Source organism: Caulobacter sp. FV1ye13L (assembly GCF_058681155.1).
Window position 1 is genome coordinate 462,428 of record NZ_CM178732.1, and the last position, 16,224, is coordinate 478,651.

General features: G+C 66.1%; 11 protein-coding genes and 1 tRNA gene. 3 read left to right on the forward strand and 9 right to left on the reverse strand.

The genetic code is table 11. From position 1 onward, the window contains the following. Positions 1-166 precede the first annotated feature (166 nt). Together fdxA and ACW176_RS02085 are read left to right on the forward strand one after the other, a co-directional pair. Positions 167-508, forward strand: a complete 342-nt coding sequence (fdxA, locus tag ACW176_RS02080) for a ferredoxin FdxA (protein WP_035043467.1) — start codon at positions 167-169, stop codon at positions 506-508. Between the two features lie 292 nt (positions 509-800). Beyond that, a complete protein-coding gene (locus tag ACW176_RS02085) occupies positions 801-1,313 on the forward strand; it encodes a CarD family transcriptional regulator (protein WP_419252620.1) in 513 nt (170 codons plus the stop codon). Between the two features lie 160 nt (positions 1,314-1,473). Here the strand turns inward: ACW176_RS02085 and ACW176_RS02090 are convergent, their stop codons facing one another. Beyond that, entirely contained in the window at positions 1,474-2,760 is a 1,287-nt protein-coding gene (locus ACW176_RS02090; protein ID WP_492058539.1) for a dicarboxylate/amino acid:cation symporter, read from the reverse strand. A 92-nt stretch (positions 2,761-2,852) separates the two neighbouring features. Between ACW176_RS02090 and ACW176_RS02095 the strand changes: the two genes are divergently transcribed. Beyond that, positions 2,853-2,929 (forward strand) — tRNA-Arg (locus ACW176_RS02095). A 118-nt stretch (positions 2,930-3,047) separates the two neighbouring features. On the opposite strand, the gene ACW176_RS02100 is transcribed toward ACW176_RS02095, so the two are convergent. From ACW176_RS02100 to pdxR, 8 genes are all read right to left on the reverse strand, one after another. Then, entirely contained in the window at positions 3,048-4,538 is a 1,491-nt protein-coding gene (locus ACW176_RS02100; RefSeq protein WP_492110705.1) for an NAD-dependent succinate-semialdehyde dehydrogenase, read from the reverse strand. Beyond that, positions 4,538-5,821 carry a 4-aminobutyrate--2-oxoglutarate transaminase gene (gabT, locus tag ACW176_RS02105; RefSeq protein ID WP_492110706.1) on the reverse strand — a complete coding sequence of 428 codons (1,284 nt, stop codon included), beginning with the start codon at positions 5,819-5,821 and terminating at the stop codon, positions 4,538-4,540. Before gabT ends, ACW176_RS02100 begins: the two co-directional genes overlap by 1 nt. 66 nt (positions 5,822-5,887) lie before the next feature. Continuing rightward, positions 5,888-7,084, reverse strand: a complete 1,197-nt coding sequence (locus ACW176_RS02110) for an MFS transporter (RefSeq protein ID WP_492056507.1) — start codon at positions 7,082-7,084, stop codon at positions 5,888-5,890. Continuing rightward, a complete protein-coding gene (locus ACW176_RS02115; protein WP_492110707.1) occupies positions 7,081-9,246 on the reverse strand; it encodes a serine hydrolase domain-containing protein in 2,166 nt (721 codons plus the stop codon). The genes ACW176_RS02110 and ACW176_RS02115 overlap by 4 nt, the downstream gene beginning before the upstream one ends. Beyond that, positions 9,246-10,583: a sulfotransferase family protein gene (locus ACW176_RS02120; RefSeq protein WP_492110708.1), complete on the reverse strand. Its 1,338-nt coding sequence runs from the start codon at positions 10,581-10,583 to the stop codon at positions 9,246-9,248. Before ACW176_RS02120 ends, ACW176_RS02115 begins: the two co-directional genes overlap by 1 nt. A 52-nt stretch (positions 10,584-10,635) precedes the next feature. Further along, complete coding sequence (locus ACW176_RS02125; protein WP_492110709.1) at positions 10,636-12,984, reverse strand: TonB-dependent receptor; 2,349 nt, start codon at positions 12,982-12,984, stop codon at positions 10,636-10,638. Positions 12,985-13,045: 61 nt separating this feature from the next. Then, positions 13,046-13,933, reverse strand: a complete 888-nt coding sequence (locus ACW176_RS02130) for a carbon-nitrogen hydrolase family protein (RefSeq protein WP_492110710.1) — start codon at positions 13,931-13,933, stop codon at positions 13,046-13,048. Positions 13,934-14,072: 139 nt separating this feature from the next. Further along, complete coding sequence (gene pdxR, locus ACW176_RS02135; protein WP_492110711.1) at positions 14,073-15,893, reverse strand: MocR-like pyridoxine biosynthesis transcription factor PdxR; 1,821 nt, start codon at positions 15,891-15,893, stop codon at positions 14,073-14,075. Between the last annotated feature and the right edge of the window lie 331 nt (positions 15,894-16,224).

The following is a 16,224-nucleotide window of genomic DNA, read 5'->3' on the forward strand; positions in this document are numbered from 1 at the left end:
ATGACCCGTCGTCGCGGCGGCGGTCGCTCTGAGCGCCTCCGCGCGCCGATCTCTGACGACGCAGCGAGAATTCCTGTGGCCTCGCGCGAGCAAGCCGCATTGACAAGCGGCCCCGCGCCTTCGAAAACGCGCGCGCCGAGCCCCGTCAGCACCAATCGAGTTCTCGATGACCTACATCGTCACCGACGCCTGCATCAAATGTAAGTACATGGACTGCGTCGAGGTGTGCCCGGTCGACTGCTTCTATGAGGGCGAGAACTTCCTGGCCATCAATCCCGACGAGTGCATCGACTGCGGCGTCTGCGAACCTGAGTGCCCGGTCGACGCCATCAAGCCCGACACCGAAGACGAGGCCGACGGCAAGTGGCTGCGGATCAATTCCGACTACGCCAAGGTGTGGCCCAACATCACGGTTAAGGGCGAGCCGCCCGCCGACCGCGACGACTTCGAGCGCGAGACCGGCAAGTTCGAGAAATACTTCAGCGAAAAGCCCGGCAAGGGCTCCTGATCCGCCGACCTTACGGGTCCGGAACCGGGCGCAAGCCTTTCATGAGGCTGAATTTTATGATATCGTCAGCCTCAACGTGACGGTTGCGGCAATTCGCGGCTGTCCGTTTTTTGTCGAAGAGCCGTTCAACCGGCGCGCCCGATCGAAGGCGAAGGGTGTCTTAGAGGTTAATTCCAAATCCTGTCCTGGCTTGGCTCCCGCGCCCAGTTCGCGGTCGCTGGGCTGTCTCTAATGGACCGATCTGGAATGACGGTGTTCCGGGCCCCTTGGGCTCGCATTGATGAGGACGAACATGAGCAAGAGCGGTCTGGAATTCTCGGTTGGCGATCACGTCGTCTATCCCGCGCATGGCGTGGGCAGCATCCAGGGTGTTGAGACCCAGGAAGTGGCCGGGATGTCGCTCGAAGTTTACATCATCACCTTCGACCACGAGAAAATGACCCTCCGCGTCCCGACCAAGAAGGCCAAGACCGCCGGTCTGCGCCCCCTGGCCGAGGGCAATGTGGTGTCGCAGGCGCTTACGACCCTCAAGGGCCGCGCCCGCGTCAAGCGCACCATGTGGTCGCGCCGCGCCCAGGAATACGAAGCCAAGATCAATTCAGGCGACCTGATCTCGATCGCCGAGGTCGTCCGCGACCTGCACCGCGCCGAGAACCAGCCGGAACAGTCCTATTCGGAACGCCAGCTGTATGAGTCGGCCCTGGACCGCATGGCCCGTGAAGTGGCCGCCATTGAGCGCATCGACCGCGACGCCGCGATCGGCATCCTGACCAAGTCGCTGGTCAAGGCCTCGGTCGCCGCCTGATCACGCGCTTCGGCGTTTGAAGATTTGACGCCCTTCGCCTCGCGGCGGAGGGCGTTTTTCTTTGGCGGTGCGGGGCTGGAGGCGGCCGGTCGGGCCGGGCGACAGGGCAAGGCGAGGGTCAAGCTTTGCGGCTGCAGACCCAACGCCCCCAGTCCGTCCCTCAGTCTGCGTCGCCCTTGTCCGCGACCAGCGCCGCCGTGGCTGTGGGGCCCTTGCGAAGTTCGCGCGCCAACTGCTCGCGATCCAGGGCGCCGTCCCAGCGGGCCACCACCAGGGTGGCCACGCCGTTGCCGACCAGATTGGTCAGGGCCCGGCACTCGCTCATGAACCGGTCAACGCCGACCAGCACCGCCAGGGCGGCGATCGGGATGTCGGGCACGACGGCCAGGGTCGCCGCCAGGGTGATGAACCCCGCCCCCGTGACGCCGCTGGCCCCCTTGGAGGTCAGCATGGCCACACCCAGCAGGCTCAGCTCCTGCCACAGGGTCAGGTGGGTGTTGGTCGCCTGGGCCAGGAACAGGGTGGCCAGGGTCATGTAGATATTGGTGCCGTCCAGATTGAAGCTGTAGCCGGTGGGGATCACCAGCCCGACCACCGACTTGCGCGCACCCAGCCGCTCCAGCTTTTCCATCATCTGGGGCAGGACCGATTCGGAGGAACTGGTGCCCAGCACGATCAGCAGTTCCTCGCGGATATAGGCCATGAACTTCAGGATCGAGAACCCGGCCGCCGCCGCGATGCCGCCCAGCACCACCAGCACGAAGATCAGGGCGGTCAGATAGAAGGTCGCCACCAGGGCGCCCAACTGGACCAGGGATTCCAGTCCGTACTTGCCGATCGTGAAGCCCATGGCCCCGAAGGCGCCGAGCGGCGCGAACCGCACCACCACGTGGATGATGCCGAAGAACAGCTTGGCCAGGTCTTCCAGACCGTCGGCCACCCTGTCGCCGAACGGGCCAAGGCGCGTGCAGGCAAAGCCGGTCAGCACCGAGATCACCAGCACCTGCAGAAGATTGCCCTCGGCGAAGGCGCCAAAGAAAGTGTCCGGGATCAGATGCAGCAGATAGGCGACCAGGCCCTCGCCCTCGTGGGCCTTGGCCAGGTAGCCGGCGGCGATGGCCGGATCCAGCGAGGCCGGGTCGATGTTGAAACCCGCTCCCGGCTGTACGACGCGACCGACGATGAGGCCGATCACGAGGGCGACGGTCGAGACCACCTCGAAATAGATCAGGGCCTTCACCCCGACCCGCCCGAAGGCCTTGATATCGCCCATCCGGGCGATGCCGCCGGCCACGGTGCAGAAGATCACCGGCGCGATCACCAGCTTGATCAGCTTGATGAATCCGTCGCCCAGCGGCTTCAACGCCACCCCGATCGTCGGCCACAGCGCACCGACTAGTATGCCCAGCGCGATGGCGATCAACACCTGCACGTACAATGACTTCAGACGAGCCAGCAGCCCCATTGCGTCCCCTTCTCAGACGGGGTTCGCAAGCCCGCCATCCTGCGCTATTGACCCTGCGCCCGCACAGCGCGCGCGGCCCGGTAGCTCAGCAGGATAGAGCAGCGCTTTCCTAAAGCGAAGGTCAGGGGTTCGAGTCCCTTCCGGGCCGCCATGCGGTTTGTCGTGGCGCTTTCGCAGGCTGCCGGCGGCCTGAGGCTGGGCGCGCAGTGCGGCGGCGGGGCCTCGGGGCTGGCCATACCGTGAGATCGGGCCGCCGCGCTTGAAGCCCCCTAAACGGGGGCCGGCGCGAGGCCCACGCACATCATCTTCAGCTCCATGTACTCGTCCAGGCCAAAATGAGAGCCCTCGCGGCCCAACCCCGATTCCTTGATGCCGCCGAAGGGCGCCACCTCGGTGGAGATCAGGCCCGTGTTGAGCCCGACCATGCCATATTGAAGCCCCTCACCCATCCGCCAGGCGCGATCGAGATCCCGGGTGAAGACATAGGACGCCAGGCCCGCCCGGGTGTCATTGGCCATTGCCAGGGCCTGGGCCTCTGTCTCGAAGCGCACCAATCCGGCCACCGGGCCGAAGGTTTCCTCGATGTTCAAAAGGGCCAAGGGCGGCACATCGATCAGGACCGTCGGCTCGAACCAGGTCCCCGACGTCCCGAACCGCCGGCCGCCGGTCAGCATCCCGGCTCCGCCCGCCACCGCGTTGGCGATGTGGCGCTCGACCTTGTCGAGCGCCCCGGCGTTGATCAGCGGCCCCTGGTCGGTAGCCCCCTCCAACCCATCGCCGACCCGCAGCGCCTTGACCCGGTTCGTCAACCGTTCGGCGAAAGCGTCGTAGATGCCGGCCTGAACCAGAAGTCGGTTGGCGCAGACACAGGTCTGACCGGTATTGCGAAACTTGCTGGCCATCGCGCCCTCGACCGCGGCCTCGAGATCGGCGTCGTCGAACACGATGAAAGGGGCATTGCCGCCCAGTTCCAGCGACACTCGCTTGACCGTGCCCATGCAAGCCGCAGCCAGCATCTTGCCGACCGAGGTCGACCCCGTGAAGGTGAACTTGGCGACACGAGGGTCGGTCGTCAGCACCGCGCCAATTGGAGCCGGCGGCCCGGTGACAATATTGAACACCCCCGCCGGCAACCCCGCCTCCTCGCCCAGCAAGGCCAAGGCCAGGGCCGAGAATGGCGTCAACTCCGAGGGCTTGAGCACGACCGTACAGCCAGCCGCCAAGGCCGGCGCCACCTTGCGGGTGATCATGGCCGCCGGGAAGTTCCAGGGCGTCACCGCCGCCACCACGCCCACCGGCTGCTTGAGCACGACAATCCGCTTGTCTGCCTGATGCCCCGGTATCACCTCGCCATAGGCGCGCTTGGCTTCTTCACCGAACCACTCAATGAAGCCGGCGGCGTAGGCCACCTCGCCTTGCGCCTCGGCCAATGGCTTGCCCTGTTCGGCGGTCATCAGCCGAGCCAGGTCATCGCGGTGAGCCATGACCAATTCGAACCAGCGTCGCAGGATGGCGGCGCGGTCCTTGGCCGCGCGCGCCGCCCAGGCCGGAAAGGCCGCGTAAGCGGCGGCCACCGCGCCCAGGGTTTCAGCCTCGCCCAAGGCCGGGACGGCGCCCAGCACCTTGCCATTGGCCGGATTGGTCACCTCTATGACGGCGTCACCGGTGACCCAGACGCCATTGATCCAAGCGGCTTCGCGCAGCAGGTCGGGACGTTTCAGGGCCAGACGGGCCCGCTCGCCAAGGTCGTGCCGCGTCATCAGGACACCATCGCCAGGGACGCCTCGAGGATATCGAGTCCCTCGTCGAGGATGGCGTCGGGAGTCGTCAACGGAGCGAGCAGACGGATGGTTTCGCCGAATACGCCGCAGGACAGCAGGATCAGACCTTTTTCCAGCGCCCTGACGGTCAAGGCCTTGGCCTGGACCCCGTCCGGCTCACCGCCGCCGCGGGAGCGGACGATGTCGAAGCCGATCATGGCCCCGGGTCCGCGGATCGAAGCGATCGGCAGCAGATCGTTGCGCTGGCTCATGGCCAGCAACCTGCGCTTGATGTGTTCCCCCTGGACATTGGCCCGATCGAGCAGCCGCTCCTCGGCGATCACATCCAACACCGCCAGGGCGGCAGCGCAGGCGATCGGCGGTCCGGCATAGGTGCCGCCCAGACCGCCGGGCTCGGCCGCGTCCATGATCGCCGCGCGACCGATGACACCGGACAGCGGGAAGCCGCCAGCAAGCGACTTGGCCACGGTGATCAGGTCCGGCTCAACCCCGCTGTGCTCGATGCCGAACATCTTGCCGGTGCGACCGAACCCAGCCTGGATCTCATCAGCGATCAGCAGGATGCCGTGTCGGTCGCAGAGCTCACGCAACGCCAGCAGCAGTTCGGTCGGGGCCGGCTGGAAGCCGCCCTCACCTTGCACAGGCTCGATGATGATCGCCGCCACCCGTTCAGGTTCGACATCGGCGCGGAACAGGAACTCCAGCGCCCGCAGACTGTCTTCGACCGACACGCCGTACTGCGGCACGGGAAACGGCGCGTGATAGACCTCGGCCGGCAACGGGCCAAACAGCCGCTTGTAGGGGGCGACCTTGCCGGTCATCGCCATGGTCAACATGGTGCGACCATGGAATCCGCCGGTAAAGGCGATGACGGCCGAACGGCCGGTCGCGGCGCGGGCCAGTTTGACGGCGTTCTCAACCGCTTCGGCGCCAGTGGTGAACAGGATAGTCTTGGCCGGCCCGCTGAACGGGGCCAGAGCGTTCAGCCGCTCGGCCAGGGCGACATAGGGCTCGTAGGCCACCACCTGGAAGGCGGTGTGAGTGTAGGCGTCGAGCTGGTCGCGCACGGCCTGCAGGACCTTTGGGTGCCGGTGGCCCGTGTTGAGCACGGCTATGCCGCCGGCGAAATCGACATAGCGCTTGCCCTCGACATCCCACAGCTCGGCATTCTCGGCCCGGCCGGCGAAGATCGGGGTGGCGGTGGCGACTCCGCGCGGCACGGCGGCGAGGCGGCGGGACAGCAGATCAGCGTTGGCGGACATGAAGGTGCGACTCCGGAAAGCGTGGACAAGGCTGGCGGGCCGTGGAGGCCCGCGTGTGATGGAAGATCAGGCTGGCGATCGTTGTCGGTCGAGCGCCAAGGCTGGTATGATGGCCGCCAGTCCGCTGAACAGCAGGCCGATGACCGCCAAGGTGATCAGGCCGCGATACTGGCCGCCAGCGGCGACGAAGGCGGCCAGGGCTGGACCCGACGCCAACCCAAGTTTCGAGAAAAACCCGCCGAGAGCCGCCATCTGTCCAGCCTTGTCAAAGGCCGCGCACATGCCCAGCAGATATGGGATTACGAAGGCCCAGGTCACCGCCGTGGCGATATTGGCGACCAGATAGACCCAGGGCAGATGGCTGAAATGGAACGCCCACGTGCCGACCAGGGTCAGGGCCAGGCCGGCCAGCAGCGGTCGGGTCCGGCCGAACTTCAGGCCCAGCACCACGACCATGACCGAGCCCAGGGCGCCGATCCAGTTGGCCGCCCCCAGGGTGTCGGTGATGAAGCCAAGCTTCAGACCCGAGGCCTTGCCGAGGCCGATGATATAGGCGGCCAGACCCATATTGGCGGCCTGGAACAGAAAGATGCCCGCGAAAGCCAGACTCAATGGAATCCAGCGCACGGCGGGCCTCGCGGCGCTAGCCGCGAGCTTGGGCGGCGAGGGATAGTCGCCAAGAAAGGGGATCATGGCCAGGGTGACGGCGCTGAACGTCGCCAAGGCCACAAACAGCACGCCGTGACCGAACATCGGCACCAGGTGCGGCAGGAACATCAGGCCCAGGCCGCCCAGGCCAAATTGCACCACCAGCAACATGCCGAAGGTGCGGTCAGGCGTCTTGGTGCGGGCGATGACCGCGAAGGCCACCCCGACCAGCAAGCCGCCGATCAGACCGTGGACGAAGCGGGTGGCGATCAGGATCTCAGGCGCTGTAAGCAGGGTCGAGATCAGGTCGACGATGATCAGGCTCAGCAACACCGCCACGGCGGTCGGTCGCCAGGGCAGTCGCCGGATGATGAACACCGCCGTCAGCGCCCCGACCGCCGCGCCATAGACATTGGCCGAGGCGACCAAACCGGCCGCCTTCGGGGTCAAGCCGGCGCCGGTGATCAGGCCGTCAACCAAGGCGGCCATGATGTTGACGTAGAACAGGCCGGCTGTGGCCAGGAAAGATAGCAGCACGCTGGCCAGCAGGCTGTCCTCAGGGACCCGACCCGGACGGCCAGACGCGGCGAGCGCGGTCGGAGCTGCGTCGGTCATGGGCACATCCGTTTGATCTTGGCGGTTTCGACAGCGGCCTGGGCCCAGTCGAACACTCCGCTGTCGCCGAAATAATAGTAAGTGAGACCGCCCGGCAGCAGCACGACCGAGATGCCGCCATAACCCGACATGAAGGGGACCCAGAGCGGCGCGGCGCAGCCGAGCTTCGCCCCCAGGTCGCGAGCCCAGAAGCCGGCCTTGTAGCGATAGTCCTCGCCGCCGGCGCGCAAGCCTGGCCTGGCCGGGTCACGCTGCAAAGCGGCGCTCAGCAGACCGGGGTCGAGAACCGTCCGCCCATCTATGCGCGCGCCATCCGAGAGCCAGCCGCCGATCCGGGCAATGTCGTCGGCATGATAGGTCAAACCCCAACCGGTAAAGGGCTGGCGAATGGAATCGAGGGTGCGCCGGGTGGTCAGGATGGTCGGACTCAGCCGCAGCGAGCGCCACAGCGGCGCGATCAAGGCGTCATAGAAATCGCCATCGCCGCGCTCGCGCTGGATGTCGGCCAGGGCGGCGCCCAACAGATAGGTGTCGGCGGTGTGGTAGACAAAGGTCTGCCCCGGCGTGGCCCGGCGGCCGTACTGACCACAGGCATAGGCGACCTTGGCCGCGTGATCCTCAGCGTCGAAAAAGGCGCTGATCGAGGGTGCGCTCTCATCAGCTTCAAAAGCGCTTGAGCCATAGACGCCTGTCGCCATGTCCAGTGACTGGCCCAGGGTGACGTCTTTCCAGACCTCGCCGGCCGCGCATGCGGACACGTGCTCGGCGATCAGTTGGTTGGCCGCGCCCGGGACCAGGACCTCCAGCCGCATCAGGCCGATGGCGCCGACGATCGACTTGGCGGTCGAGTAGGACGGCAGGTCGAGCGTGTCGCAGAATGGATAGTCACCGTGCCGGGTCTGGCAGGTCGAGGCATAGTGAACGCCATCGACCACCAGGCCGTAGGCGGTGGGCGGATCGCCATCCGCCGGCGGTGCCAAGACCAGGCGGGCCGGGTCGAGCCCGGGATAGAGATTGGCGAGGGCGGCGATCGGACGGACCGGCAGCCGGGCGGCGACCTCCGCCCGGTAGGCGGCGGCGATCGCGTCGGCGTCGACGTCGGAGACCGCCGTCAACCGGGCAGGAACCATGCCCCAGGCGTCGAATTTCAGGTAGGCGCAGGTCTCCGAAGCGACCTCAAAGGCGACCCGCGAGACCGACCCGTCTGGTTTGAACAGGAAGGTCATCACGCCGTTGTGCAGGCAGTTGGCGTTGCGCTCCTGCAGGGCGAAGGGCATCGCCGCCCGCCGCCAGCCCCTGTCGGCGGCTTCGGTCCAAACCCGTCCGGTCTCGAGCACCCATTCCCAGACCGGATGACCACTGGCGATAGGTCCCCGCTGGACCGGGATCAGAGCCTCGCCGTCCTCGACGAAGACGAAGTCAAAAGTCGGCAGGGTGGCGCGCAGAGCCCGCGCGGCGGCCGTCGTCGCCGTTTCATCCTTGAGGATCGCCATGCCGACCTTGGCGCCGGGGCTGTCCAGCGTCAGCCGCCAGACCTCGCGGCTGGATGGGGCCTCCGCCCCGGGCGGAGGCGCGAAGGCGGAGAGCGGCAGGGGCGACGAGAAGCCCTCGCCGGAGATTAATTGATCGTGATCGAACCGCGCCCCTGGAGCGCCTGACTCCGCGGCCAACGGCTGGCCCGTCACCACCACCGCGTCGCCCCAGCAAAGAGCGCGCAGGCCACCCGCCGCCCGGAAACGGATCATCAAGGTTGACCGGCCGGCGGCGACCGGCGCCGAGACCTCGGCATGGGTGAAGGCGACGCCGTCATCAGCCCCGTCGCGCAGCGCGACGATCTCCCGCCACGTCGCGCCATCATCGGCGGAGACCTCGGCCAGACAGGCGTCATCACGACCCAGGCCCTGGCCGGCCAAGGCGGCGGCCACCGAGACCTGAGCGAATCCCCGGGTCGAGACGGAGGTTGTCGCCATGGCCCGCCGCGTCAGGCGCAACGAGACATTGCCCTGGAAGGTGGTCAGCCGAACGTCGCCGGCGCCGGCCGCGCCCCAGCCGTCCGCCTGGCCGTCCTGAAAGTCATCCGCGAAGATCGGCCCGGCCAAGGCCGGGGCCGCCAGGGCGACGGCGGCGGTCAGCAGGATCGCGCCAAGAGCCAGACGCGACATCAGACGAGCTCGACCGGATCGACGCCGCCGGCCGCGAGAGCAGCGGCCAGGGGAGCCAGTTGCGGTGCGTAGCGTCGCCACAGTCCCACCGAGTGGGCGTGGATCGGCTGGCGCACCTGGGCCGCGCTGGCCGTGGCGGCGGGCGCGGCGTTCTCGTGAAAACGCAGGCAGGCGTCCTGCCAGTCCAACCCGCAATGAGCGATGATCCGTCGACTCTGCGTCTCCTGATCCGTGACCAGGGCCTCATAGTCGACGTCGAGGATGCGGCCCGGCAGCACCGCGCGCCAATGGGCCATCAACCGGCGATGGGCCAGCATGTAGGCGGCCAGGTCATCAAGGTCGTAGGCATAGGGGCAGCCCATGCGGAACAGCGTCTTGTACAGGGCATAGCCACTGTCCATGGGATGGCGACGCAGATGAATGATCTTGGCGTTGGGCAGGGCGCGGGCGATCAGGCCGACATAGAGGAAGTTGACAGGCGTCTTGTCGATGACCATCGGGCGCCGCGGGCCACGGCCGGCCAGGCTGTCGAGATAGGCCCGGCCGAGCGCCGCCGGATCAAGGGTCGCCGAGCGGCGGATCAGGTCGCCCTTGCCGCCCGCCTGGCCGGCCAGGCGCATCAAGGACAGGGCGAAGTCATTGATTTCGCCAAGACTCTCCACCGCACTGTGTGAGCTGATGATGCGATCGACCAGGGTCGTGCCGCTGCGCGGCAGGCCGAGCACGAAGATCGGCCCGACCTCGGCGCACCCCTCGGGCGTCGCCGCGAACAGCGCCGGGTTGAACACCCGGGCGATCTCGTCCATCGCCGCGACATCAGACGCGACCTGATAGCTGAGCAGGCGGCGCCGGCGATCGGCGCCGCGCTTGAGCCATTCGAAGCTCTGTCGGTATTGGCCCAGGTCCTCGAACTCCTTGGCCAAGGCGTAACTAAGCGCCACCTCGGCGGGCCCGGGACGGGTCTGCGCCACGGCGTCGAGCAGTGCTGGAACGTGGTTGGCCTGCGCCGTCTGCCGCCGCAGAGTCGAACGGTTCTGCCACGCGTCGGCGTCAGCGGGATCGAGCGCGATGACGCGGTCGAGCAGGACCTCCGCCTCACCGGTAAGACCCAGAGCGATCTGGGCGGACGCCAGATTGTAGAGGCAGCGTGGGTCGTCGGGGGTCAGATCGACCGCGCGCCGGTAACAACGCGCGGCCTCGTCGGTTTTGCCACAGTGGGTGTAGTATTCGCCTAGATGTTGCAAAAGGCGCGCGTCATCGCCCGCCGTCGCCTCGATCGCCGCCAGGCCCAAAAGCGCCTGGCCGACGCGGCCGTCACGGATGAGCGGGGCGATCATGCCCAGATCCTCCATCGCCTTGCTCCGCGCCGCCAAGCCACCCATCCGAAATCTAGAAGCTATAGTCGACCGACAGACCGACGGTCCGCGGCAGGGAGATGAACTGTTTCGAGGCGTTGCCATAGTAACCGACCGATGGCCGGGTTCCCATGTAGGCTTCGGTGAACTCGCCCGTCACGCCAGGGTCGTTGAACAGATTCTTGATGAACAGGGTCCCGGTCAGCGGCCCCTTCGAAAGCGAGGTCGAAGCGTTCCAGATCTGGAAACCGGACAGGCGGGTATTGTATTTCGCCCCTCCAATCGCGTTACGGGTCGAGGATTGGTAGTAACCACTGGCCCGAGCGACCAGGCGGAGGTCACCGCCCAGTTTCCAGGTGTAGTCACCCGCCAGGGTGACCGCCTGCTTGGGCGTGCCGGGCAGTTTCGAGCCGTCACTCGCCAGCACCGGGCCAAGCGGGCTGACGACAGCGGCGCTCAACGCCGCATCGGTATAGGTGTAGCCGATCGCATAGTGCAAAGCGTCGGTTGGCCGGCCGTCGATCGACGACTCCAGCCCAAAGGTCCGCGCCTTGCCGCCGTTTTGCACGACATAGAAGCCCCAGTTCGGGGTGGCGGTGTTGAGCTGGATGTCCTTCCAGTCAACATAGAACAGGGCGGCGTCATAGGTGATGGTTCCCCGTCGCCCCTTGATCCCGGCCTCGTAATTGACCACCGCGTCGGATTTGTAGATCTGCCAGCGCGGGTCCTCGGCGAAGTTGCCGCTCAGCGGCACGGCGTTGGAGCCGCCCCGGCGGTAGCCCTCGGAGACCGTCGCGTAGAACAGGCCCTTGTCGCTGAACTTCCAGGCCAGGTTGCCCTTGAAGAGCGCCCGGCTCTCCGACGACTCGAACCGCGCCGTGACCGGCTGGCTGAGCGAGGTGTAGAGGGGCACATCGATGAGGGTGTTGTTGACCGCCTTGTTGTCGAACCAGCGAACGCCGCCGGTCAGCGACACGCTGTCGCTGGCGTGCCAGGTCAGCTCGCCGAACACGGCCTTGTCGGTGAAGTCCTCGTGACGGCGATACTTGAAGTCCCGGTCGCCGGCCACCGCCGACGGAGCGCCGCTCCAGATGTCCCACCAGCGCTTGAATCCACGCAAGTAGCTGTCCTGCGACGACACCAAGGTGTCATCATTGTAGTAGGCCCCGACGACATAGTCGAAATCGCCGCCGGTCTTGGAAACCAGACGCAGTTCCTGGATGGTCGCGGTGTCCGAATAGTCGCGCACGGCCGAAGCCATTGGGCGCGGATAGTTGTAGTAGAAACTCAGAAAGCCGGCCTGGGCGTAGAAGCCGGTGTTCTCGCTGACACTCGTCCCCTTGTGCTCGTAGTGCGAGGTCGAAGAGGTCAGGGTGGCGAAGCCCAGATCGATGTTCATTTCCAGACTGGTTAGGTTGACGTCTCGCGACGACGGTTCGAGCTGGATCGAGCCGTTCTGATAGTCGCCATAGGCCTTGCCGTAGCCGTCGAGGCCATGGGTCACCTGACGGCGACCGCCGATCTCGTCCGACTGCTGACTATAGCTCAGGGTGGCGTCGAAGCGGTCGGTCGGCTGCCAGCGCAGCGCTACCCGCCCGAAGGTGATCCCAACCGTGTCGGCGTCCTTCTTGCTCGTGTAGTTCGCGTTCGGCGACAGCAGCCCGTTAGGCGCCGCGGGCGCGCCCGAGCTGTCCAGAACATAGAGGTTCACATAGTCGGTCACGCCCGGATAATCGATACGGCTGACAGTGGCGCGCAGAGCCAGGGTGTCGCCGAGCGGGAGGTTCAGGGTCATGTCGCCGGCCCAGCCGGCGCTCCCCGAGCCTTCGACCTTGCTGCCCGTCAGGCTCACCGCGCCCTCGAACACGCCCAGTTTCGGGGCTCGGGTGATGTAGCGGACGGTTCCGCCCAGAGAGCCCGAGCCGTACAGCGAGCCCTGGGGCCCGCGCAACACCTCTACCCGTTCAAGATCCTTGAGCAGAAAGCCGGCGAACAGAGGCGTTTCGTTGATGTAGGTCGAGACCGGCGCGACACTGGAAACCGCGTAGTCGCCCAAGGCATTGCTGTCGACATTGATGCCGCGGATCAGCACGTTGTTGACGACCCCGGCGTTGCGATAGCCCCGATCGACCACGGCGACGCCCGGAATCCCGCGCATCAATTCGGCGCTGTCGGCGATCTTGGCGGTCTCGATGGCGGCGCCCGACACCGCCGAGATGTTGTAGGGAACTTCCAGGACGCTCTGTTCGCGTCGGTTGGCGGTGACAACGATCTCGTCGATCGTGTTGGCGCCGCTGGCCTGAGCCATGGCCGCGCCACCGGCTCCCAAACCCAGCATCAGGGCGGTGATCGATACGGCCCCTCTAAGATTCGACTTGTTCATCCTGCAACCCCCTCGTTCAAATCTATCGTTTTTGTTGATCAATGACGCGCTCTACCGAACGCTAGGTCTTGATGGCGCTCAGGCTCGGCCGGGCGATCTGTTCGGATCGCGGCTTTTCCAATGCCCCCAGGCTGGCGAAGGCGGGAGAGGCGGCAAAGCCGTCGCGGTAAGGCGGAAAGACGATGGGCGTATCGCGCAGGCTCTTCAGCGGTTGACCCAGACCGTGCCAGCCGCGTTCGCGAACCCGGCTGACCTGATCGAGATCGAGCTCGACGGCGATCACTTCATGTCCAGCTCCGGCCAGGTGGATGACCTCGCCGCCGGGACCGAACACCCCGGACTTACCGACCCCCAGTGAGCCAGCCACATTGATGTCAACGAAGAAGACCTGATTGGTCGCCGCGCTGGCCCGGGCAATTGCAAGCTCGGCGTCACGATCAATGGTGTTGGTCATCCCAGGATGCAGAATGACCTCGGCGCCCATCCAGGTCAGGGTTCGCGTGGTCTCCGGGAACCACATGTCGTAGCAGATCGACAGACCAAAACGCCCGACCTCGGGGACATCGAAGACCACGAATTCGCCGCCCGACGACACACCCTGCTCGTAGGGCGTGAACGGATAGATTTTGCGATAGCGGGCGACCACCTGGCCGCTGGGGTCGATCACAGGCGCGGTATTGTAGATCTTGTCGCCCGACTGTTCGAACAATGAGCCCGGCACCAACCAGACGCCGGCCGCGCGAGCCGCGTCGCACATCTTCTTCTCGGCAGGCCCAGGTAAGGGCTGCGCATGGCTGACGCCCGCGCCGAACAAGGTCAATTCGCTGACCACGACCATGTCGACCCAAGGCAGGCGCGCCTTGACCGCCGCGATCTCGGCGGCGATCCGGTCACAATTGTCACCCTTGGCCAGTTCAAGCTGCAGGCCGGCGATTCCGATGGGACGCATGTCGTCTTCCACTGCGAGCCGGATGGCCCTGTGACGGAAGAGTGACGGCGCAGAGGAAAGCCACATAGCGCCAGTCGAAGACCATCGATGGCGCCAGTTTTTGCCTAACGTCCCCGACGGGCGATATCTGGCGCCAGGCTCATACTGCGTCCGCGCGCCGGATGACCGCGGAGTCGACCAGCCGACCATTGGTGTCGAACCAGCCAATGCGGTCTGCGACAATGACGGTGACAAAACTGGCGATCTCGCCATAGGACCATTGGCGCCACTGCCGGCGCCAGACATCGTCCTCGACCCACCACCGACCGACGTCGCAATCCTCATTGGCGTAACCCGCGCGGCCGGTCATCCGCCCGTCCGGGAGCAATTCAATCGTACAAGGGTCGCCATAGACGGTCTTGCAGAGCAACACCGCACCGGACATGGCCGCGTGGAGCGCCGCCCCGGTCAACCGGGCCTCCGGCGCATGGGGGAAGGCGGGCTTGGCCCCAGGCAGGTCGCGCATCAGGTCGGCGAGCACCGCAACCCCTTCACGGATCCGGTCGAGCGGCAGGCTGGTGACACCGAGGCGGAAGATGTTCGACGGCCCCTCGCCCCCGGCATAATAGGGCCCGACCGGTTCGATCAGCACGCCGCGCCGTTCAGCCTCGACGGCCAGGCTCTTGACGTCGAGATGGCTGGGGCCGCGCACCCAGTAGGCGGCTCCGCCGCGCACCGGCGCGATCGCCACAGACTGCTGCAGATAGTGGTTCAGGGCGTCGCGCAGCGCGGTGCGGCGTTCGCGAAACAACCGTCCCAGTCGCATCATCGTCGCATCATGGTGACCCATGGCCAGGAAATGGGCCACCGTGCGCTGATTGTTCAAAGGTGGGTGGCGCACGGCCAAGCCACGCAAGCGTCGGGCCTCGGCGACCACCGCAGCGGGAGCGACCATGAACCCCAGCCGCAGACCCGGGCCCAGCACCTTGGACAAACCGGCGACATAGATCACGCGGCCATCGCGATCGAGACTGTATAGGGCCGGGCAGGCCTCATCGAGATAGTTGGTCTCGCAGGCGAAATCGTCCTCGATGATCACCATGTCACGGGCCGCCGCCTTCTTCAGCAGAGCGTCGCGCCGGGCCTGGGTCAGCATCACCCCAGTCGGGAACTGGTGGCTGGGCGTGACATAGATAAGATCGCACTCGTCGAGGCGACGATCCACCAACACGCCGTCATCATCGACCGGTTGGATGACCGTGCGCCCGCCGCGGTCGGCGATCAGGCGGCGCATGTCGGGGTAGCCGGGATCCTCGATCGCGACAGTGACGCTCGGGTCGATCAGCATCTGGCTGATCAGGGCGAGAGCCTGCTGAGCCCCGACGGTGATCAGGATCTCGTCGGGGCGGGCCTGGATGCCGCGTCGGGGTAGCACCTTGGTGCGGATTTCCTCGATCAGCATCGGATCGTCGGCGTCGCCGCTATCGGTGGCCCACTGGGCGATGTCAGTGACGGTCAGGGCCTGGCGACTGGCCTCTCGCCACTCGGTCACGGGAAACAGCGAGGCGTCGAATACGCCGTCTATGAACGGATAGGGATACTGCCGCCAGTTGGGGATACGGCGCGAAGCCGGATCGCCGTCAGTCCCGGTCTTGAAGCGTGCGCCCCAATGGGAGTCCGGCGCCGGGTCGCGTCCGCCGGCCACGGTCTCGACCGAAGTCAAACCCCGCAGCATGTCGTGATCGACGTAGATGCCGCTACGCTCGCGACTGACGAACAGGCCCTCGTCGAGCAGTTTCTGGTAGGCCAAGGTCACGGTGTTGCGCGCCAAGCCCAGTTGCTGGGCCAGAGCGCGAGACGACGGCAGCCGACGCCCCGACGCGAAGGCGCCAGCGCAGGCGGCCTCGACCAGCTTGCGACGCACCTGATCCTGAAGACTCAAATTACTGTCAGGATCGAGGAAGATGAGCGGCCCAGCCATAACAAGATCTTCACCCGAGCCGAGGCTCGGCGTCCAGCGTTTCTCCCGAGGCCTTCCAGGAACAGGGCGCGCTCGGCAAAGGCTTGCCGTTGTTCTCCGACCTGCCCGCGCCGAGGCCACTCAAGCTCATCAGCTCGAAAGCCTTTCCGGCGCGCGCCGTGGCGCCAGTTTGTCAGCCTGCCTGACAGTTCACCAAAGACGTGTTTGCCTGTGGTCTTGAATGAGAAGGCGGGATGACGGCGACCGCCAAAGGCCGTGCGATCGCCGCCGCCTGGGCTCATTCTGGTCTTGGGCCGAGGTGGAGCGATGCTTCGCGGAAGTGTTTCCAGCA